At 56.4% G+C, this 20,626-nt stretch carries 16 protein-coding genes; 9 read left to right on the top strand and 7 right to left on the bottom strand.

Annotated elements, in window-relative coordinates; genetic code table 11:
• Window positions 1-3 precede the first annotated feature (3 nt).
• Window positions 4-942: a malate dehydrogenase gene (gene mdh, locus ACMWL8_RS09475; RefSeq protein WP_028014594.1), complete on the top strand. Its 939-nt coding sequence runs from the start codon at window positions 4-6 to the stop codon at window positions 940-942.
• Between the two features lie 88 nt (window positions 943-1,030).
• Here mdh and degS read toward each other — a convergent pair whose 3' ends face one another.
• The 3 genes from degS to zapG form a co-directional block, all read right to left on the bottom strand.
• Window positions 1,031-2,098 (bottom strand): outer membrane-stress sensor serine endopeptidase DegS, encoded by a 1,068-nt coding sequence (gene degS / locus ACMWL8_RS09470; protein WP_028014593.1) that lies wholly within the window; start codon window positions 2,096-2,098, stop codon window positions 1,031-1,033.
• Window positions 2,099-2,190: 92 nt separating this feature from the next.
• Window positions 2,191-3,558 carry a serine endoprotease DegQ gene (gene degQ / locus ACMWL8_RS09465; protein ID WP_041907839.1) on the bottom strand — a complete coding sequence of 456 codons (1,368 nt, stop codon included), beginning with the start codon at window positions 3,556-3,558 and terminating at the stop codon, window positions 2,191-2,193.
• Between the two features lie 170 nt (window positions 3,559-3,728).
• Window positions 3,729-4,127, bottom strand: coding sequence for a Z-ring associated protein ZapG (zapG, locus tag ACMWL8_RS09460; RefSeq protein ID WP_010436126.1), 399 nt, complete (start codon window positions 4,125-4,127; stop codon window positions 3,729-3,731).
• 189 nt (window positions 4,128-4,316) lie between these two features.
• On the opposite strand from zapG, the gene zapE reads away from it, so the two are divergent.
• The 8 genes from zapE (at window position 4,317) to ACMWL8_RS09420 (ending at window position 11,479) form a co-directional block, all read left to right on the top strand.
• On the top strand, window positions 4,317-5,441 hold the full coding sequence (zapE, locus tag ACMWL8_RS09455; RefSeq protein ID WP_041907841.1) for a cell division protein ZapE: 1,125 nt from the start codon (window positions 4,317-4,319) through the stop codon (window positions 5,439-5,441).
• 292 nt (window positions 5,442-5,733) lie between these two features.
• Window positions 5,734-6,162, top strand: a complete 429-nt coding sequence (gene rplM, locus ACMWL8_RS09450; protein WP_006178824.1) for a 50S ribosomal protein L13 — start codon at window positions 5,734-5,736, stop codon at window positions 6,160-6,162.
• 15 nt (window positions 6,163-6,177) lie between these two features.
• Window positions 6,178-6,570, top strand: a complete 393-nt coding sequence (rpsI, locus tag ACMWL8_RS09445) for a 30S ribosomal protein S9 (protein ID WP_003860436.1) — start codon at window positions 6,178-6,180, stop codon at window positions 6,568-6,570.
• A gap of 307 nt (window positions 6,571-6,877) precedes the next feature.
• Window positions 6,878-7,516 carry a stringent starvation protein SspA gene (sspA, locus tag ACMWL8_RS09440; protein ID WP_028014589.1) on the top strand — a complete coding sequence of 213 codons (639 nt, stop codon included), beginning with the start codon at window positions 6,878-6,880 and terminating at the stop codon, window positions 7,514-7,516.
• A gap of 5 nt (window positions 7,517-7,521) precedes the next feature.
• A complete protein-coding gene (sspB, locus tag ACMWL8_RS09435; RefSeq protein WP_028014588.1) occupies window positions 7,522-8,022 on the top strand; it encodes a ClpXP protease specificity-enhancing factor in 501 nt (166 codons plus the stop codon).
• 102 nt (window positions 8,023-8,124) lie between these two features.
• A complete protein-coding gene (gene nanR, locus ACMWL8_RS09430) occupies window positions 8,125-8,907 on the top strand; it encodes a transcriptional regulator NanR (RefSeq protein ID WP_045260455.1) in 783 nt (260 codons plus the stop codon).
• Window positions 8,908-9,029: 122 nt separating this feature from the next.
• Window positions 9,030-9,923 carry an N-acetylneuraminate lyase gene (gene nanA / locus ACMWL8_RS09425; RefSeq protein WP_045260469.1) on the top strand — a complete coding sequence of 298 codons (894 nt, stop codon included), beginning with the start codon at window positions 9,030-9,032 and terminating at the stop codon, window positions 9,921-9,923.
• Between the two features lie 65 nt (window positions 9,924-9,988).
• The gene (locus ACMWL8_RS09420; protein WP_045260456.1) at window positions 9,989-11,479 is read left to right on the top strand and encodes an MFS transporter; all 1,491 of its coding nucleotides are present in this window, start codon (window positions 9,989-9,991) and stop codon (window positions 11,477-11,479) included.
• A gap of 90 nt (window positions 11,480-11,569) precedes the next feature.
• On the opposite strand, the gene ACMWL8_RS09415 is transcribed toward ACMWL8_RS09420, so the two are convergent.
• From ACMWL8_RS09415 to gltB, 4 genes are all read right to left on the bottom strand, one after another.
• Window positions 11,570-12,850, bottom strand: coding sequence for a cytosine deaminase (locus ACMWL8_RS09415; protein WP_045260457.1), 1,281 nt, complete (start codon window positions 12,848-12,850; stop codon window positions 11,570-11,572).
• Window positions 12,840-14,090 carry a cytosine permease gene (gene codB / locus ACMWL8_RS09410; RefSeq protein ID WP_045260458.1) on the bottom strand — a complete coding sequence of 417 codons (1,251 nt, stop codon included), beginning with the start codon at window positions 14,088-14,090 and terminating at the stop codon, window positions 12,840-12,842. The genes ACMWL8_RS09415 and codB overlap by 11 nt, the downstream gene beginning before the upstream one ends.
• Window positions 14,091-14,278: 188 nt before the next feature.
• Window positions 14,279-15,697, bottom strand: a complete 1,419-nt coding sequence (gene gltD / locus ACMWL8_RS09405; RefSeq protein ID WP_041907852.1) for a glutamate synthase subunit GltD — start codon at window positions 15,695-15,697, stop codon at window positions 14,279-14,281.
• A gap of 9 nt (window positions 15,698-15,706) precedes the next feature.
• Complete coding sequence (gltB, locus tag ACMWL8_RS09400; protein ID WP_045260459.1) at window positions 15,707-20,167, bottom strand: glutamate synthase large subunit; 4,461 nt, start codon at window positions 20,165-20,167, stop codon at window positions 15,707-15,709.
• Window positions 20,168-20,626 lie beyond the last annotated feature (459 nt).

Genomic DNA, 20,626 nt, shown 5'->3' with positions numbered 1-20,626 from the left:
AGGATGAAAGTCGCAGTCCTCGGCGCTGCTGGTGGTATCGGCCAGGCGCTTGCCCTACTACTGAAAACCCAACTGCCTTCAGGCTCAGAACTCTCCCTGTACGATATTGCTCCGGTAACCCCAGGCGTGGCGGTTGACCTGAGCCACATCCCGACCGCTGTAAAAATCAAAGGCTTCTCCGGTGAAGATGCGCGTCCTGCGCTGCAGGGTGCTGACGTGGTCTTGATTTCTGCAGGCGTGGCGCGTAAGCCAGGCATGGATCGTTCAGACCTGTTCAACGTCAACGCGGGCATCGTGAAAAACCTGGTGCAGCAGATCGCTGAAGTGTGCCCGAAAGCATGCATCGGTATCATCACTAACCCGGTGAACACCACCGTTGCTATCGCAGCCGAAGTGCTGAAGAAAGCGGGTGTGTACGACAAAAACAAACTGTTCGGCGTGACCACGCTGGATATCATCCGCTCCAACACCTTCGTTGCTGAGCTGAAAGGCAAACAGCCAACAGAAGTGGAAGTGCCGGTTATCGGCGGCCACTCTGGCGTGACAATTCTGCCTCTGCTGTCGCAGATCCCGGGCGTGAGCTTCACCGAGCAGGAAGTGGCTGATCTGACCAAACGAATCCAGAACGCGGGCACCGAAGTGGTGGAAGCGAAGGCGGGTGGCGGTTCTGCAACCCTGTCTATGGGCCAGGCGGCTGCACGTTTCGGTCTGTCACTGGTTCGCGCCCTGCAGGGCGAGAAAGGCGTTGTTGAATGTGCTTACGTTGAAGGCGACGGCGAACATGCCCGCTTCTTCTCTCAGCCGCTGCTGCTGGGCAAAAACGGTATTGAAGAGCGTAAGCCTATCGGTACGCTGAGCGCGTTTGAGCAAAACGCGATGGAAGGCATGCTGGACACGCTGAAGAAAGATATCACTCTGGGTGAAGAGTTCGTTAACAAGTAAAACGAAGTGTCTCCCGTAGGCCGGGTAAGCGTTAGCGCCACCCGGCAAAAAAACCGAAGCCAGTAAGTGCTTCGGTTTTTTTATGGGGCTAATTTGTTGCCGGGTATTCCTGAATCGTCACGTGCAGCGTCATTTTCTTATCGTTGCGCATGATTTCCACAGGGATGATCGAGCCAGGGCGAATTTCGGCCACCTGGTCCATCGTCTCCAGGGCAGAGACTGCCGGCGTGCCGTTGACCGACACGATGACATCATTAACCTGAATCCCCGCGTTAGCCGCCGGGCCACCCGGTGCCACCTCGTTGACGACGATGCCCTGAATCTGGTCGATACCACCGCCCTGAGTATGCATTGGCGCAATTTCGCGCCCGCCGATACCGATATAGCCGCGGATCACGCGTCCGTCGCGGATCAGCTTATCCATAATCTTGGTCGCCAGCTGGAACGGAATAGCAAAGCCGATCCCTTCCGGCGTCTCGCCGTCGTTGCTTTTATCGAACGAGAGGGTGTTGATGCCCATCAATTCGCCCAGCGAGTTGACCAGCGCGCCGCCGGAGTTGCCGTGGTTGATTGACGCATCCGTCTGCAGGAAGTTCTGCCGTCCTGACGGGTTGAGGCCGATTCGACCGGTCGCGCTGATAATTCCCTGCGTGATGGTCTGGCCCAGGTTGTACGGGTTACCGATCGCCAGCACCACATCGCCGATGTGCGGCGTACGTTTACGGTTGATCGGAATGACCGGCAATCCGCCCGTGGCGTTAATCTTCAGCACGGCCAGATCGGTCAGGCTGTCTGAACCCACAAGCAACGCCTCAAACACGCGGCCATCCTGCAGGGCGACGATGATCTGGTCGGCATCGTTGATCACGTGTTTGTTCGTAATAATGTAGCCGCGCTCGTCCATAATCACCCCGGAGCCAAGGGTGCGGATCTCAAGCTGGTTATGTGCTGAGCTGTTGAGGCCGCGGTTATAAACGTTAACCACGGCAGGGGCGGCACGGCGAACGGCCTGGTTATAGGTCGCCGGCGTTTCATCCGTGCTGTCGAACTGGGGGGCAGACAGCTTATTAAACTGACGCAAAGACGGCATCGCCAGCAGCAGCAGGCCAGCGACAATCAAACCGATGACAATGGAACGTAAGAGCTTTAAAAGCATGATGCGCGTGTCGTGAAAAAAGGAACGATTTGCAGCATAACATGAGTTATCCGGACATCACACGCAGCGGTGATGTCCGGGATCGCAAATGCTTAGCGCAACAGAATGTAGATAGACTCATTACCACGCATGACCTGCAGGGCAATGACCGCCGGTTTGCTCTCCAGCACCTTGCGCAGTTCGGCAATGGACTGCACGCGATTGCGGTTCACGCCAATGATGACATCTTCCTGATGCAATCCGGCCTGCGCGGCAGGGCTGCTCTTCTCGACGGTGTCCAGGCGAATGCCTTTCGTACCGTCTTTCAGCTGCCCATCGCTTAGCGTTGCCCCTTGCAGCGCCGGGGCGATAAGCTCCGCGCTGGCAGAGGACGAGGTGCTTTTATCCAGCGTCACTTCGACATTCAGCGGCTTACCGTCACGGATCAGGCCCAGCTTCACTTTGGCCCCCGGTTCGGTAGTGGCGATACGCGAACGCAGTTCAGCAAAGCTGCTCAGCGGCTTGTCGTTAAGGCTGACGATCACATCGCCCGATTTAATGCCTGCTTTTGCCGAGCCGGAGTTTGGCAGCACTTCACTGACAAACGCACCGCGCTGCACGTTGATATTGAACGCTTTCGCGATATCCGCGCTCATCTCCATGCCTTTAATACCCAGCAGTCCACGTTTGACTTCGCCGAACTGGATTAGCTGCTGCGCCAGCGTTTTAGCCATATTGCTCGGGATCGCAAAGCCAATCCCAATGCTGCCGCCGCCCGGAGCCAGAATTGCCGTGTTAATGCCAATCAGCTCGCCGTTAAGGTTGAGTAATGCCCCGCCGGAGTTGCCCCGGTTGATTGAGGCATCGGTCTGGATGAAGTTTTCCAGACCTTCCAGATTCAGACCACTGCGTCCCAGCGCCGAGACTATGCCGGAGGTGGCGGTTTGACCTAAACCAAAGGGGTTGCCCACGGCGACGGCAAAATCACCGACGCGCAGCTTGTCGGAATCCGCAATGGCAATCTGGGTCAGGTTGCTCGGGTTCTGCACCTGCAATAGCGCGATGTCGCTCTGATCATCGCCGCCAATCAGTTTGGCATCAAATTCACGACCATCGTTCAGCTGGACGCTGATTTTATCGGCCTGGCTGATGACATGATTGTTGGTCAGGATATAGCCTTTAGCCGCATCAATGATGACGCCAGAGCCCAGGCCTTCAAAAGGCTGAGCCTGCTGGTTGGGGGACTCATCGCCAAAATATTTTTTCAGTTCTTCCGGTACGCGCTGGCTTTGAACCGCCGTGCCTTCTACCTGAACGCTCACGACCGCGGGCAACACTTTTTCCAGCATTGGCGCGAGGCTGGGAGTGGCTGCCTGTCCCGGCACCTGCGAAGGCAGCGCCGCACCGGCAGGGAAGGACGCCGAGAGAGATAACCCGACACTTAACGCTATAGCGCTCAACAGCTGGTTTTTTTTCTTCATTGATGCTGACTCTCGTATCCTGGAATGAAAGAAGAACGGCCCAAAATCATGATGATGTTATTGAATTTTATACCGCTGAACAATGAGGTGTTTGACTAAATAATAGCTGGGGACGGGAAGAAAGGACGGGCGCAAGAGATGCGCCCGTAAAATATATTTATGTTGTGCGATTAATCGCGTTTTGCGCCACCGCGCAGCAGGCCGGACGCTCCGTCAGAGTAGTCGCGTGGCATCTGAACCGGAGCCTGATCGTTACCCGCTTCTGAGTCGGCCAGACGGTTGCGGAACGGGTTAGTCTCCGCGGTCATTTCCGGCAGCAGGCTGCTGGAGCTTTTCGCCATATGCTGATACAGCTGACGGTAGTCGGTCGCCATGTTGTCCAGCAGCTCGGCGCTACGGGCAAAGTGGCTGACCAGCTCTTCGCGATACTCTTCCAGCTCTGCTTTATTCTTTTCCAGTTCGTACTGCAGTGACTGCTGCTGACGCAATTTGCGGTTACCGAAACGCATGGCCACAGCACCGATCACGATGCCGACGACTAAACCGATTAGCGCATATTCCCAGGTCATGAACTTCTCCCGTTGTCTTGTTGTTCCGTAGGGTGTTGGCTCGGCTCCTGCCTGTGCCTGATAATGCCACTATAACCGCTATTTCCGCAGAAGTGGAATCCTGACGTATCATCGCGTAGTGTAGAACGGCCTTTTTTTCATCAGTCACGCCTGCTGATGAGCATTAATTGAAGGAATAACAATAAGATTATGCAAATCCTGTCCCCTGCATCGCGATATCAACTGGCCCTGAATGAGGGTACTCATCAGCCTGATGACGTTCAACGTGAGGCGGTAAACCGTCTGGAGATGATTTATCAGGCGCTCACGGCAAAACCTGCTGAAGTAGAACAGAGTGGTGGGCTCAAAGCGGCGTTTGGCCGACTGCTCGGCAAAAAAGCGCCGCAGGCTCAGGCTCCGGTGCGCGGTTTATATATGTGGGGCGGCGTCGGTCGCGGAAAAACCTGGCTGATGGATCTGTTTTATCTCAGCCTGCCGGGGGAGCGTAAACAGCGCCTCCACTTCCATCGCTTTATGCTGCGGGTGCATGAAGAGCTTACAGCGCTGCAGGGCAAAAGCGATCCGCTGGAGATTGTGGCTGACAGGTTCAAGGCGGAAACGGACGTGCTCTGCTTCGATGAGTTTTTTGTTTCTGACATTACCGACGCCATGCTGTTAGGCGGGCTGATGAAAGCGCTGTTTGCCCGCGGGATCACGCTCGTTGCCACGTCGAATATCCCGCCGGATGAACTCTATCGCAACGGCCTGCAGCGGGCGCGTTTCCTGCCGGCTATTGATGCTATCAAACAGCATTGCGACATCATGAATGTCGATGCCGGTGTCGATTATCGTCTGCGCACGTTAACGCAGGCGCACCTGTGGCTTTCGCCGTTAAACGCCGATACCGCTCGCGAGATGGATAAACTCTGGCTGGCGCTGGCGGGCGCAAAACGCGAAAACGCACCGACGCTGGAGATTAACCATCGCCCGTTACCTACCCTTGGCGTAGAAAACCAGACGCTGGCAGTCTCTTTTGCGACGCTCTGCGTGGATGCCCGCAGCCAGCATGACTATATTGCGCTTTCGCGCCTGTTCCACACCGTGATGATGCTGGATGTGCCGGTGATGACGCGGCTGATGGAGAGCGAAGCGCGGCGCTTCATTGCGCTGGTGGACGAGTTTTACGAGCGCCACGTCAAGCTTGTCGTCAGCGCCGAGGTGCCTTTATATGAGATCTACCAGGGCGAGCGGCTGAAGTTTGAGTTCCAGCGCTGCCTCTCGCGCCTGCAAGAGATGCAGAGCGAAGAGTATCTCAAGCGTGAGCATATGCCCTAATCAATGCTCCCCTCTCCCGCGGGGAGAGGGGCTGAGGGTGAGGGCACCAGACCGCACAAACGCGCCCCCCGAAAAACCCATTCCAAATCACATTTAAGGGTCGATCTTTGACCTCAACTTCTCTATAATCTTGCGACCCCACGTTACGAGAAGGTTTTTTTCCCGAAACTTTCTATGTGTCGGCATGTGCTATTCGAAGGGGTAGGTTTGCCGGACTTTGTCGTGTGAACCTCAACTGACTAAACGTTTGGGTGTTCACCAACGTGTAACTTATTATTTGGGTAAGCTTTTAATGAAAACTTTTACAGCTAAACCAGAAACCGTACAGCGCGACTGGTATGTTGTTGACGCGACCGGTAAAACTCTGGGCCGTCTGGCTACTGAACTGGCTCGTCGCCTGCGCGGTAAGCATAAAGCGGAATACACTCCGCACGTTGATACCGGTGATTACATCATCGTTCTGAACGCTGACAAAGTTGCTGTTACCGGCAACAAGCGTACTGACAAAGTGTACTACCACCACACCGGCCACATCGGTGGTATCAAAGAAGCGACCTTTGAAGAGATGATTGCCCGCCGTCCTGAGCGTGTGATTGAAATCGCGGTTAAAGGCATGCTGCCAAAAGGCCCGCTGGGTCGTGCTATGTTCCGTAAACTGAAAGTTTACGCAGGCAACGAGCACAACCACGCGGCACAGCAACCGCAAGTTCTTGACATCTAATCGGGATTATAGGCAATGGCTGAAAATCAATACTACGGCACTGGTCGCCGCAAAAGTTCCGCAGCTCGCGTTTTCATCAAACCGGGCAGTGGTAAAATCGTAATCAACCAGCGTTCTCTGGAACAATACTTCGGTCGCGAAACTGCCCGCATGGTAGTTCGCCAGCCGCTGGAACTGGTTGATATGGTAGAAAAACTGGATCTGTACATCACCGTTAAAGGTGGTGGTATCTCCGGTCAGGCAGGTGCGATCCGTCACGGTATCACCCGCGCTCTGATGGAGTACGACGAATCCCTGCGTTCTGAACTGCGTAAAGCTGGCTTCGTTACTCGTGACGCTCGTCAGGTTGAACGTAAGAAAGTGGGTCTGCGTAAAGCACGTCGTCGTCCACAGTTCTCCAAACGTTAATCCATTCTGCTTACGCAGAACGATTGGCGAAAAACCCGCTTCGGCGGGTTTTTTTATGGATAATACGCAGGTTATCCACAGTAACATTTCATATATCTTCTCTTTTTCCACATTTCCGGCATCCCCTCACCACAAAGCCATCAAAATCTGGTAAACTATCATCCAATTTTCTGCCCAAATATCGGTGAATACTCGATTTTTGTTCGATTCTTGAACAATGTGTCTTCTCTGGGATGGGCGATACTTCATCTGGCTGGCCCCGTTGGGCTGGTAGCAGTAAAAATTCTGAATATACCTGGAGGTTTTCATGGCTGTCGCTGCCAACAAACGTTCGGTAATGACGCTGTTTTCTGGTCCTACTGACATTTATAGCCATCAGGTTCGTATCGTGCTGGCCGAGAAGGGTGTCAGTTTTGAGATCGAGCATGTGGAAAAGGATAACCCGCCTCAGGATCTGATCGATCTCAACCCGAGCCAAAGCGTACCGACGCTGGTGGATCGCGAGCTGACCCTGTGGGAATCCCGTATCATTATGGAATATCTGGATGAGCGTTTCCCGCATCCGCCGCTGATGCCTGTTTACCCTGTTGCACGTGGTGAAAGCCGCCTGTACATGCAGCGTATCGAAAAAGACTGGTACTCGCTGATGAACGTCATTACCAGCGGCTCCGCTTCTGAAGCCGACGCTGCGCGTAAGCAACTGCGTGAAGAGCTGCTGGCAATTGCCCCTGTGTTTGGTCAGAAACCGTTCTTCCTGAGCGACGAGTTCAGCCTGGTGGATTGCTATCTGGCCCCGCTGCTGTGGCGTCTGCCAATTCTGGGCGTTGAGTTCAGCGGCCCTGGCGCAAAAGAGCTGAAAGGCTATATGACTCGCGTATTTGAGCGCGACTCTTTCCTGGCATCTTTAACTGAACCGGAACGTGAAATGCGTCTCGGCCGAGGCTAATGACTGTGGAAATGTCACAACTTACCCCACGCCGTCCGTATCTGCTGCGCGCCTTCTATGAATGGCTGCTGGATAACCAGCTCACGCCGCACCTGGTTGTGGATGTGACGTTGCCGGGCGTGCAGGTTCCAATGGAATACGCACGCGACGGACAGATTGTACTGAATATTGCGCCACGTGCAGTGGGTAACCTGGAGCTGGCAAACGACGAAGTGCGCTTTAATGCGCGTTTCGGCGGCGTGCCGCGTCAGGTTTCCGTTCCGCTGGCTGCGGTTCTGGCTATCTACGCCCGTGAAAACGGTGCAGGCACCATGTTCGAGCCGGAAGCGGCGTATGATGAAGAGGTTGCCAGCCTGAATGACGATGAGGCATCCGATGAACGCGAAAGCGACCCGGTAATGTCTGTGATTGATGGCGACAAGCCCGATCGTCAGGACGACGACGAGGGTCCCGATGATGAACCGCCACCGCGCGGTGGTCGTCCCGCACTGCGCGTTGTGAAATAAACAAACAGGCCCGACGGGCCTGTTTTGCTTTCTGCCCCTTTTCGCCCCCTCTAATTTCCTGTGTTATGATGCAGCGTTTTCCTTCAATGGCACCGGACTGCAATGAAACCGACCGATCGTAACGCTGAAAACTCAGATGAAACCCTTGGCCGCAGCCTGCGTCGCCGACCGCTGACGCGCAAAAAGCTGTCGGATATGGTGGAAGAAGAGCTAGAGCAGATGATCCGCCGGAAGGAATTTGCCCAGGGAGAGCAACTGCCCTCCGAGCGCGAGCTGATGGCGTTCTTCAACGTGGGCCGCCCCTCGGTGCGCGAAGCGCTGGCGGCGCTGAAGCGTAAAGGTCTGGTACAGATTAACAACGGTGAACGCGCCCGCGTCACCCTGCCGTCTGCCGATACCATCATCAGCGAGCTGTCGGGGATGGCGAAAGATTTTCTGACCCAGCCCGGTGGTATTGCCCATTTTGAGCAGCTCCGTCTGTTCTTTGAATCCAGCCTCGTGCGTTATGCCGCAGAGTACGCCACGGACGATCAGATTGCGCGGCTGACGAAAGCGCTGGAGATCAACAGCCAGTCCCTGGATGACAACGCGCTGTTCATTCGATCCGACGTCGATTTTCACCGCGTGCTGGCGGAGATCCCCGGCAACCCAATCTTCAACGCGATCCACGTTGCGCTGCTCGACTGGCTAATCGCGGCGCGTCCTAAAGTGCCGGATGCAGAGCTTTATCAACATAACGCAGCCAGCTATCGCCAGCATATCGCGATCGTTGACGCGATCCGCCGCCGCGATCCCGATGAAGCCGATCGGGCGTTGCAAACTCACCTCAACAGCGTTTCCGCTACCTGGCACGCCTTCGGCCAGCATTCAAAAGCTAAAAAGTAACGATCCTTTAGTGAAGCAGATCGCAATATAAGCGTTCTGTATTCTACTGCTGCTTAATTGATCTGGTATAACAGGTATAAAGGTATATCGTTATAACAAATACACGAATGATTGAGGTATCTATGGCAACGCAACTTCGCGGCGTAATGGCCGCACTTCTGACTCCGTTTACCCAACAGCAGGCGCTGGATAAGGAGAGCCTGCGCCGTCTGGTGCAATTCAATATTGCGCAGGGCATCGACGGGCTTTATGTCGGCGGTTCAACGGGGGAAGCCTTTGTCCAAAGCCTTTCTGAACGCGAGCAGGTGATGGAGATCGTGGCGGAGGAGGCGAAAGGAAAAATCACGCTTATTGCCCACGTTGGCTGCGTGAGCACTGCGGAAAGCCAGCAGCTGGCCACCGCCGCTGTCCGCCTGGGCTTTGACGCCGTGTCCGCCGTCACGCCGTTTTATTACCCCTTTAGCTTTGAAGAACATTGCGATCACTACCGTGCAATTATTGATTCGGCGGATGGTCTGCCGATGGTGGTCTACAACATCCCGGCGTTAAGCGGCGTGAAGCTAAGCCTGGATCAGATCAAAACTCTGGTGACGCTGCCCGGCGTCGGCGCGTTGAAGCAAACCTCCGGCGATCTCTTCCAGATGGAGCAGATCCGCCGTGAGCATCCGGATCTGGTGCTCTACAACGGCTATGACGAAATTTATGCCTCCGGCCTGCTGGCCGGCGCGGACGGGGGGATCGGCAGCACCTACAACATTATGGGCTGGCGCTACCGGGCTATCGCCAACGCGGTTCGTGAGGGGGATAACGCCACCGCACAGCGCCTGCAAAGCGAATGCAACAAGGTCATCGACCTGCTGATCAAAGCCGGGGTCTTCCGTGGTCTGAAAACGGTTCTGCACTACATGGACGTGGTGTCCGTGCCGCTGTGCCGTAAACCGTTTGCCCCTGTAGACGAGAAATTCGTGCCGGCGCTGAAGGCGCTTGCGGAACAGTTAATGGCGGAAAAATGCTAACGCACTGCCGGATAAGGCGCAGCCGCCATCCGGTAAAACGACAGAGAAATCGTCGGGAGAGTGAAATGAGTAAGTCTACCCAAAGCATCCCGTGGTACCGCCATCTAAGCCGCCCTCAGTGGCGCGCCTTCTCTGCCGCCTGGCTGGGATATCTGCTTGATGGCTTCGATTTTGTTCTGATTGCCTTAGTCCTGACAGAAATTAAAAGTGAATTTGGCCTGACGACCGTGGAAGCGGCGAGCCTCATTTCGGCGGCCTTTATTTCGCGCTGGTTCGGCGGCCTGCTGCTGGGCGCCATGGGCGACCGCTATGGCCGCAAGCTGGCAATGATAACCAGCATCGTACTCTTCTCCTGCGGTACGCTGGCCTGCGGTTTTGCGCCGGGTTACGTCACCCTGTTTATCGCCCGCATGGTGATTGGTATGGGGATGGCAGGGGAATACGGCTCCAGCGCAACCTACGTAATCGAAAGCTGGCCGAAACACCTGCGCAATAAGGCGAGTGGTTTTCTGATTTCTGGCTTCTCCATCGGTGCCGTGGTTGCGGCCCAGGTCTACAGCCTTGTCGTGCCCGTCTGGGGCTGGCGAGCGCTGTTCTTTATCGGCATCCTGCCCATCGTCTTTGCCCTGTGGCTGCGGAAAAATATTCCGGAGGCTGAAGACTGGAAAGCGAAGCACGAAGGTCAGGCGCCGGTACGTACAATGGTTGATATTCTTTATCGCGGCAAATACCGCCTGATCAATATGGCGATGACGCTGTTTGCCGGCACGGCGCTGTGGTTCTGCTTTGCCGGCGAACTCAACAACGCCGGGCTGGTGGTTATTCTCGGCCTGCTGTGCGCCATTGTGTTTATCAGCTTTATGGTGCAAAGCAGCGGTAAACGCTGGCCTACGGGCGTCACGCTGATGGTTGTCGTGCTCTTCGCGTTCCTCTACTCCTGGCCGATTCAGGCGCTATTACCCACGTATCTGAAAACCGACCTGGCCTATGATCCGTCAACGGTGGCGAAGGTGCTGTTTTTTAGCGGCTTCGGCGCGGCTGTAGGCTGCTGCGTGGGTGGTTTTCTCGGCGACTGGTTGGGCACCCGGAAGGCCTACGTCTGTAGCCTGCTGGCCTCACAGCTGCTGATCGTTCCCGTCTTTGCGATCGGTGGTGCAAATGTCTGGGTGCTGGGCCTGCTGCTCTTTTTCCAGCAGATGCTGGGGCAGGGGATCTCGGGGATCTTACCGAAACTCATCGGCGGTTATTTCGACACCGACCAGCGTGCGGCGGGTCTGGGCTTTACCTATAACGTCGGGGCGCTGGGCGGGGCGATCGCCCCGGTGATTGGTGCGCTGCTGTCGCAGAATATGGCGCTGGGCACAGCCCTGGGATCGCTCTCCTTCGGCCTGACCTTTGTGGTGATCCTGCTGATAGGACTGGATATGCCGTCCCGCGTTCAGCGCTGGCTGCGGCCGGAGGCGATTCGAACCCACGACGCCATCGATGGTAAACCTCTCAGCGGAGCCGTCCCGTTTGGCGGCGATAAAAGCGCTTTAGCCAAAAGCAAAAGTTAATCCGCTGGAAAAAGCGGCAGGGCGTTAGCTCCGCCGTGAGGATATCTTTATGTACGCGATGACGTTTGCCACGCGGTTTCCAACCCAGAATTAGCGCTTAAACGTCACCGCTTCCGGCTGCGTCAGGTGCAAGGTTGTCTGGCTGGGCACCGTCTCGGCAATCACCTTGCCGTGGCGAACAGAGTATCGTGCCGGCGTCTGGCGACGAACGGCATCAAACCCATTCTCTGCCGGGAGAATCACCAGGTTTGCTGAATTCCCAACGCGCACGCCATAGTCCTGCAAATTGAGCGTTTTCGCGCTGTGGGTAGTGATCAGGTTAAGCCCATCGTTTATTTGCCCGTAGCCCATCAGTTGGCAAACGTGCAGCCCCATATGCAGAACCTGAAGCATATTCGCGGTTCCCAGCGGATACCACGGATCGAAAACGTCGTCATGACCGAAGCAGACGTTGATCTCCGCTTCCAGCATTTCTTTGACGCGTGTAATGCCGCGGCGTTTGGGATAGGTATCGAAACGGCCCTGCAAATGCGTGTTAACCAGCGGGTTTGCCACGAAGTTAATGCCTGACATTTTTAACAGGCGGAACAGCCGGGACGTATACGCGCCATTATAGGAGTGCATCGCCGTGGTATGGCTGGCGGTCACGCGCGAACCCATTCCGTCACGATGTGCCAGGGCTGCAACGGTTTCAACGAAGCGCGATTGTTCATCATCAATTTCGTCACAGTGGACATCGATCAGGCGGTCGTACTTTCTGGCCAGGGAAAACGTTTTATGCAGCGACTCCACGCCATATTCACGCGTAAATTCAAAGTGCGGGATTGCGCCGATGACATCCGCCCCTAAACGCACTGCTTCCTCAAGCAGTGCTTCACCGTTCGGATAAGAAAGAATGCCTTCCTGCGGGAATGCCACAATTTGCATATCGACCCACGGGGCGACTTCCTGCTTCACCTCCAGCATGGCTTTCAGTGCCGTAAGGGTAGGGTCCGAGACGTCAACGTGAGTACGTACGTACTGAATGCCGTTGGCGATCTGCCACTTCAGGGTTTGCATCGCGCGAGTTTTAACGTCTTCGTGGGTGAGCATCGCCTTACGTTCGGCCCAGCGCTCGATGCCTTCGAAAAGGGTGCCTGACTGGTTCCAGCTCGGTTCACCCGCCGTTTGCGTTGTATCCAGATGGATATGCGGTTCGATGAAAGGAGGGATAACCAGCCCGCATTCGGCGTCCAGCACCTGACCGACTGGCGCAGAGGCGGTTTCCTGAGGATCGATACGGCTGAAGCGTCCGTCCTCAATCGTGATCTGCCATAAACCCTCCTGCCCCTGCAAACGGGCCTGACGGATAGTGAGGGAATTATTCTGCATGGGAAGCCTCCGAAGGATTGGCAAGGGTACGTTTGGCGAATGGGTTTAACACCAAATAGCTGAAGACGCCACCCAATACTGCGTTAACGGGGACAATTCCCGGAATGTAGTGCCCGGCAGCAACGCCCAGGGCGACCGAGAAAATGGCAATCCAGTTAACGGACACAAATTTTGCGTGGTCGAAGCTGGCATAGCGGCGGCGATTAATCAGGTAGTCGGCGATAATCACCCCGCCAATCGGCGGAATCGCTGCCGACAGAAAGGTCAGCCAGCCAACGAAGTTGTTGTATAGCCACAGCGCGCACAGCGTACCGATAATGCCATTCACCACCGACAGCGTACGGCTGGAAAGGCCAGTAATATTGGCGAAACCCAGACCAGAGGCGTACAGCGCGTTGTCATTGGTGGTCCAGATATTCAGGCCGAGAACGACAATCGCCGGCAGCAGCAGTCCCTGGGCGATCATCACGTCAGAAATATCGGCCTGTCCTACGGCAGCAGCGCCTGCCGCACCGAAGATAAACATCAGCGAGTTGCCAAGGAAAAATGCCACCATCGCTACCAGAACGGCACCTTTAGCATTGCGGCCAAAGCGGACGAAGTCGGCGGTCAGCGTGCCTGCGCTGATAAACGAACCTACAACCAGCGCCAGCGCGCTGGAAAAGTTGAGCGGCGTCTGCGGCACAATGGATTTGAGGTGATCCAACCCTCCCACGCCGTCCACCGCCAGCCAGACGGAATAGCTACCCAGGATGACGATAGCGGGTACGGCGATGATGGATAAAATCGTCAGTGCCGAGATGCCAAAAAAAATGGTCAACGTCATCAGCAGGCCGGAAACCGCAATCAGGATGTTCACGTCGATGCCCGTGGCTTTACTCACCGGGATGGCAAACATCGCTACGCCGACGCCAAACCATCCTACCTGCGTACCGCCTAAAAGCATGGAGGGAAGCCAGGAACCTTTTATACCGAACGAGTAACGCGCAAGAAGATGGGTTGAGAGGCCGGTTTTTGCGCCAATGTAGCCAAGAAAAGCAGTGTAAATACCGAGGAGGAGATTGCCGAAGAGAACTGCGAGGAAGAAATCATTATAGGAAAGACCGGTACCGAGCGTGCCTCCGGTCCACATACTGGCGGAAAAAAACGTTAACCCTAACATCACAAAAGTGAGTGGAACCACGCCTTTCCGCGCCGTCAGAGGGACGGGGCCCTGGCTATAATTGTTATCTTGCGACACAACGCCTCCTTGAATTTTGGCAAAAAAATCCGCCGCATAATATCCATTTTTTTCGACAATGCAAACGTTTACGTCCGGGGTTTACGCTGCATTTGTGGGGAAATGGGTGTCGTTAACTGAAGGGGAGGTTACTGAAAACAGGCTCCCCGGCGTTCCGCTTTATGCTTCTGCCGGGGAGTCAGAGGGGCTTACACTTCCAGGAAGTTCATGATCCCGTCAGCCGCTTTACGTCCTTCGGCAATCGCGGTAACCACCAGGTCTGAACCGCGAACGATATCGCCACCGGCGAAGATTTTCGGGTTGCTGGTCTGGAAGGCGTTGTCGCTGCCTTCCGGCGCAATCACGCGGCCCTGTGAGTCCAGCTCTACGCTGTGCTTCGCCAGCCACTCCATGCTGTGAGGGCGGAAACCAAACGCCATCACCACGGCGTCGGCCGGGATCACGTGCTCAGAGCCTGCCACGATCTCGGCACGACGACGGCCTTTCGCATCCGGCGCACCCATCTCCGTGCGCGCCATCTTCACGCCGCTTACCTTACCGTTGGCGTTCACTTCAATGCCCAGAGGCTGGATGTTGAACTGGAACTCCACGCCCTCTTCACGCGCGTTTTTCACTTCGCGCTTAGAGCCCGGCATGTTCTCTTCGTCACGACGGTAAGCACAGATGACGTGCGCCGCGTTCTGACGAATGGACGTACGCACGCAGTCCATCGCGGTATCACCACCGCCCAGTACGACAACGCGTTTACCTTCCATGCTGACAAACGGCTCGTCGGCAGTTTCGCCGTAGCCCATCAGCTGTTTGGTGTTAGCAATCAGGAACGGCAGCGCGTCGTACACGCCTGGCGCATCTTCGTTCTCAAGACCACCGCGCATGGACTGATAGGTACCCACGCCCAGGAACACGGCGTCGTAATCCTTCAGCAGATCGTCGAGCTGCACGTCGCGGCCCACTTCGGTGTTGAGTTTGAACTCAATGCCCATGCCGGTGAAGATTTCACGGCGGCGGGTCATCACCTCTTTTTCAAGCTTGAAGGCCGGGATACCGAAGGTCAGCAGACCGCCGATTTCCGGGTGACGGTCAAAAACAACCGCCTTCACGCCGTTGCGTGTCAGCACGTCCGCACAGGCCAGGCCTGCTGGACCCGCGCCGACGATCGCCACGCGCTTGTCGGTTTGCTTCACGCCGGTCATATCCGGACGCCAGCCCATCTCGAACGCTTTATCGTTGATATAACGTTCGATGTTGCCGATGGTCACCGCGCCAAACTCGTCGTTCAGCGTACAGGAGCCTTCGCACAGGCGATCCTGAGGACACACGCGGCCGCACACTTCCGGCAGGGTGTTGGTCTGGTGAGAGAGCTCGGCGGCTTCAAAAATACGCCCTTCGTTGGCCAGCTTCAGCCAGTTCGGAATGTAGTTATGGACCGGACATTTCCATTCGCAGTAAGGGTTACCGCAGGACAGGCAGCGGTCTGCCTGTGCTTTGGCCTGGCCTTCTGAAAACGGCTCATAGATTTCAACAAATTCAATTTTACGGATCTTCAGCGGTTTCTTTGGCGGATCAACACGCTGAAGGTCGATAAACTGGTATACGTTCTGGCTCATCTGAATTCCTTACTGCGCCTGCACGCGCAGCTCTGCTGCGCTACGACTACGGTGACCCAACAGGGCTTTAACATCGCTGGACTTCGGCTTAACCAGCGCGAATTTCGCAGAGAACGCTGGCCAGTTCGCCAGGATCTCTTCGCCGCGCGAAGAACCGGTATGCTGCACGTGTTCGGTAATCAAACCGCGCAGGTGTTCTTCATGAATGGCCAGCGAATCAACGTCCAGCACTTCCACCAGTTCCGGGTTCACGCGCTTGCGGAACTCACCGTCTTCATCCAGCACGTAGGCAAAACCGCCCGTCATGCCGGCGCCAAAGTTCACGCCGGTTTTACCCAGGACGCACACAATTCCGCCCGTCATGTATTCGCAGCCGTTATCGCCGATGCCTTCCACCACGGTGATGGCACCGGAGTTACGCACCGCAAAACGCTCGCCCGCACGGCCCGCGGCAAACAGACGACCGCCGGTCGCACCGTACAGACAGGTGTTGCCGATGATGCTGGCTTCATGACTGCGGAAGGCTGAACCGACCGGAGGACGCACCGCCAGCAGACCGCCCGCCATGCCTTTGCCGACGTAGTCGTTGGCATCGCCGGTCAGGTATAACTCAACGCCGCCGGCATTCCACACGCCGAAGCTCTGGCCCGCGGTACCGCTGAAGTGCGCGGTAATCGGATCCGATGCCAGCCCCTGGTCACCGTGCGTTTGCGCGATGTAACCGGAGAGGGACGCGCCGACAGAACGGTCGGTGTTGCGGATATCAAACCAGAACGTTTTGCTCTGCTTCTCGTCCACGTACGGCTTCGCCTGTTGCAGCAGCTGCGCGTTCAGCACGCCGTTGTCGAACGGCGGGTTGTTCTCGGTGCAGTAAACCGCTTTGCCAGGATGCGGCTCAGCCGTTTCCAGCAGCTTAGACAGCTCCAGCTTCTGCTGCTTGGCGGTGAAGCCTTCCAGCTCTTTCAGCAGGTCGGTACGGCCAATCAGATCCACCAGACGCTTCACGCCCAGCTGCGCCATCAGCTCGCGGGTTTCACGGGCGATGAAGTCAAAGTAGTTGGTCACTTTGAACGGCAGGCCATGATAGTGATTCTTACGCAGCTTCTCGTCCTGGGTTGCAACGCCGGTTGCGCAGTTGTTCAGGTGGCAAATGCGCAGGTATTTACAGCCGAGCGCAACCATCGGGCCGGTACCGAAGCCGAAGCTTTCCGCACCCAGAATCGCCGCTTTGATGATGTCGAGGCCGGTTTTCAGACCGCCGTCCACCTGCAAACGGATCTTGTGACGCAGACCGTTAGCCACCAGCGCCTGCTGGGTTTCCACCAGTCCAAGCTCCCACGGGCAGCCCGCGTATTTCACGGAGGAGAGCGGGCTTGCGCCGGTGCCGCCGTCATAGCCGGCAATGGTGATCAGGTCCGCATAGGCTTTCGCCACGCCGGTCGCGATGGTGCCGACGCCCGGCTCGGAAACCAGCTTCACGGAGATCATCGCTTTCGGGTTGACCTGCTTCAGGTCGAAAATGAGCTGCGCTAAGTCCTCGATAGAGTAGATATCGTGGTGCGGCGGCGGGGAAATCAGCGTCACGCCCGGCACCGAGTAGCGCAGTTTGGCGATGTACGGGGTGACTTTATCACCCGGCAGCTGACCGCCTTCGCCCGGTTTTGCACCCTGAGCGACCTTAATCTGGATCACATCGGCGTTAACCAGGTAGGCAGGGGTTACGCCAAAGCGGCCGGACGCCACCTGCTTGATGCGCGACACTTTGTTGGTGCCGTAACGGGCCGGATCTTCACCGCCCTCGCCGGAGTTGGAGTTGCCGCCGATGCTGTTCATGGCTTCCGCCAGCGCTTCGTGGGCTTCCGGGCTCAAGGCGCCGATGGACATCGCCGCGGTATCGAAGCGTTTGAACAGTTCGGATGCCGGTTCAACGTCGTCAATGCTGACCGCTTCATCGCCCGGATTGAGGGCAATAAGGTCGCGCAGCGTCGCTGCCGGACGATTGTTCACCAGCTCGGCATACTGCTGATAATCGCTGTATTTGCCGCTCTGTACCGCCTGCTGCAGCGTGCGCACCACGTCCGGGTTGTAGGCGTGATATTCACCGCCGTGAACGTATTTCAGCAGGCCGCCCTGTTCCAGCGGCTTACGTGCCAGCCAGGCGCGCTTCGACAGATTCACCAGATCCTGCTGGAAGTCAGCAAAACCGGCCCCGCCGATGCGGCTGACCACGCCCTGGAAGCAGAGGTTGGCGACATCGTCATGCAGGCCGACCGCTTCAAACAGCTTCGAGCAGCGGTAAGAGGCGATGGTCGAGATGCCCATTTTGGACATGATCTTGTACAGGCCTTTGTTGATGCCGTTACGGTAGTTCAGCATCACTTCGCGGTAGTCTTTGTCGATCGCGCGGGTATCCACCAGACGGGCCAGCGTTTCGTAGGCCAGGTACGGGTAGATCGCCGTCGCACCAAAGCCTAACAGCACGGCAAAGTGGTGCGGATCGCGGGCGCTGGCGGTTTCAACAATGATGTTGGCATCGCAGCGCAGGCTCTTGTCGACCAGACGCGTCTGGATAGCCCCCACCGCCATTGGCGCAGGCACCGGCAGACGGTTTTTCGCAATGTTACGGTCAGACAGCACCAGCAGAACGGTGCCGTTACGCACCATCTGCTCGGCTTTGTCACACAGCGCATTCACCGTCTCTTCGAGGCTCGTTTCGGTCACGTCGAAGGTGATATCGAGCGTGTCGGCGCGGTAGTGCTCCTCGGTCATGGTGGTGAGCTGTTTAAAATCAGAGTACAGCAGGATCGGCGATTTAAAGGTCAGACGGTGCGCCTGGCCTTCGGCTTCGCAGAAGACGTTCATCTCACGGCCGATGCTGGTGGCCAGCGACATCACGTGGGCTTCACGCAGCGGATCGATTGGCGGGTTGGTCACCTGCGCAAACTGCTGACGGAAGTAATCATAGATGATGCGCGGCTGGCTGGAGAGCACGGCAAATGGGGTATCGTCACCCATCGAGCCGACCGCTTCCTGGCCGTTTTCGCCGAGCACGCGAATAACCGAGTCCAGCTCTTCCGCGCTGTAGTTAAACTGCTTCTGGTAGCTGGCGAGGGTATCGTCGTCCATCTCGCGGCTGCCCACTTCGTCGTCAGACAGATCTTCGAACGGCACCAGGCGACGGACGTTTTTCGCCATCCACTCTTTATACGGATGGCGGCTTTTCAGATCGTTATCGGTTTCCGCAGAGTGCAGAATACGGCCGCCGCGGGTATCGATCACCATCAGCTCGCCCGGACCGACGCGGCCTTTCTCGACCACTTCGTCAGGCTGGTAATCCCAGATCCCCACTTCAGAGGCGCAGGTGATGAGTTTATCTTTGGTGATGACGTAGCGCGCCGGACGCAGGCCGTTACGGTCCAGGTTACACGCAGCGAAGCGACCGTCGGACATCACGATACCTGCCGGACCGTCCCACGGCTCCATGTGCATGGAGTTAAAGTCGAAGAACGCGCGCAGCTCCGGATCCATATCCGGGTTGTTCTGCCAGGCCGGCGGCACGAGCAGACGCATGGCGCGCACGATATCCATCCCGCCCGCCAGCAGCAGTTCCAGCATGTTATCCATGGAGCTGGAGTCAGAGCCGGTTTCGTTCACGAACGGCGCGGCATCGTGCAGGTCAGGGATCAGAGGGGTCTGGAACTTATAGGTACGAGCACGCGCCCACTGGCGGTTGCCGGTGATGGTGTTGATCTCGCCGTTGTGCGCCAGGTAGCGGAACGGCTGAGCCAGCGGCCAGCGTGGTACGGTGTTGGTGGAGAAGCGCTGGTGGAACAGGCAAATGGCCGATTCCAGACGCAGGTCCGCCAGGTCCAGGTAGAAGCGCGGCAGGTCAGCCGGCATACACAGACCTTTATAGATGTTCACCAGGTTAGAGAGGCTACAGACGTAGAACTCTTTATCGTCCTGGAGACGTTTTTCAATGCGGCGACGGGCGATAAACAGACGGCGTTCCATATCGCGCGGACGCCAGCCCGCAGGCGCGTTAACGAAAATCTGCTCAATACGAGGCAGCGAGGAGAGGGCGATTTCACCGAGTACCCCTTCGTTGGTTGGCACATCGCGCCAGCCGACAATCGACAGGGTTTCGCGCTGAAGTTCTTCTTCAACGATGCGGCGTGAGGCGGCAGCTTTTTCAGGATCCTGATTCAGGAACAGCATGCCGACAGCGTAGTTTTTGGCTAAACGCCAGCCGCGCTCTTCCGCCACGATGCGGAAGAAACGATCCGGTTTTTGCAGCAGCAGGCCGCAACCGTCGCCGGTTTTACCATCGGCCAGGATGGCGCCACGGTGCTGCATACGGGCCAGTGCGTGAATAGCGGTACGCACTACCTTGTGGCTAGGTTCGCCTTCTATGTGGGCGATCAGGCCGAAACCACAGTTATCCTTCTCAAGGGATTTATCGTACAACATATCAGTGAACCTCCCCAGGCTCGTCGGGCTTCCCACTGAACTTTACCGTGGCGCACAGGCGCAGAAAGAGCATGGCGACGGGGTTAGCGTTTCATACGCGGACCTCGCATTCGCCCTCTTTTTCATCCTTTCGCGCAGGTAAACAAGTTTGAGGACTTGCTTCAGAGGGAATCTCAATTACTGCATAAATATGATGAGCAGGCCGCTCATCCAGAAAGCTTCCAGCGGATTTCCAACTTATCGGGAATTGGTACACAGGTCAAATGGCAATCTTATTTATACAAAAATGTGCTAAAGCGTAATTATCTTTTTGTTTTTATTGGTTATTTTACTAATTTTACAACCGCTGAAAGCGCCAGGAAGGTGCAGGGGAGTGTGATCTGACTCACTATATGAAAGCGGTATTATTGATGCAGCGTGCTGAAATGCGGATTTATGGCAGAATAATAATCTGGTACA

The sequence above is a fragment of the Enterobacter sp. 04-C-12-SI-ECC genome (assembly GCF_047530715.1).
In the GTDB taxonomy this organism is placed as follows: Bacteria; Pseudomonadota; Gammaproteobacteria; order Enterobacterales; family Enterobacteriaceae; genus Enterobacter; species Enterobacter bugandensis.
The sequence above is the reverse complement of the archived record's forward strand: the minus strand, read 5'-3'. Positions and strand labels throughout refer to the sequence as shown.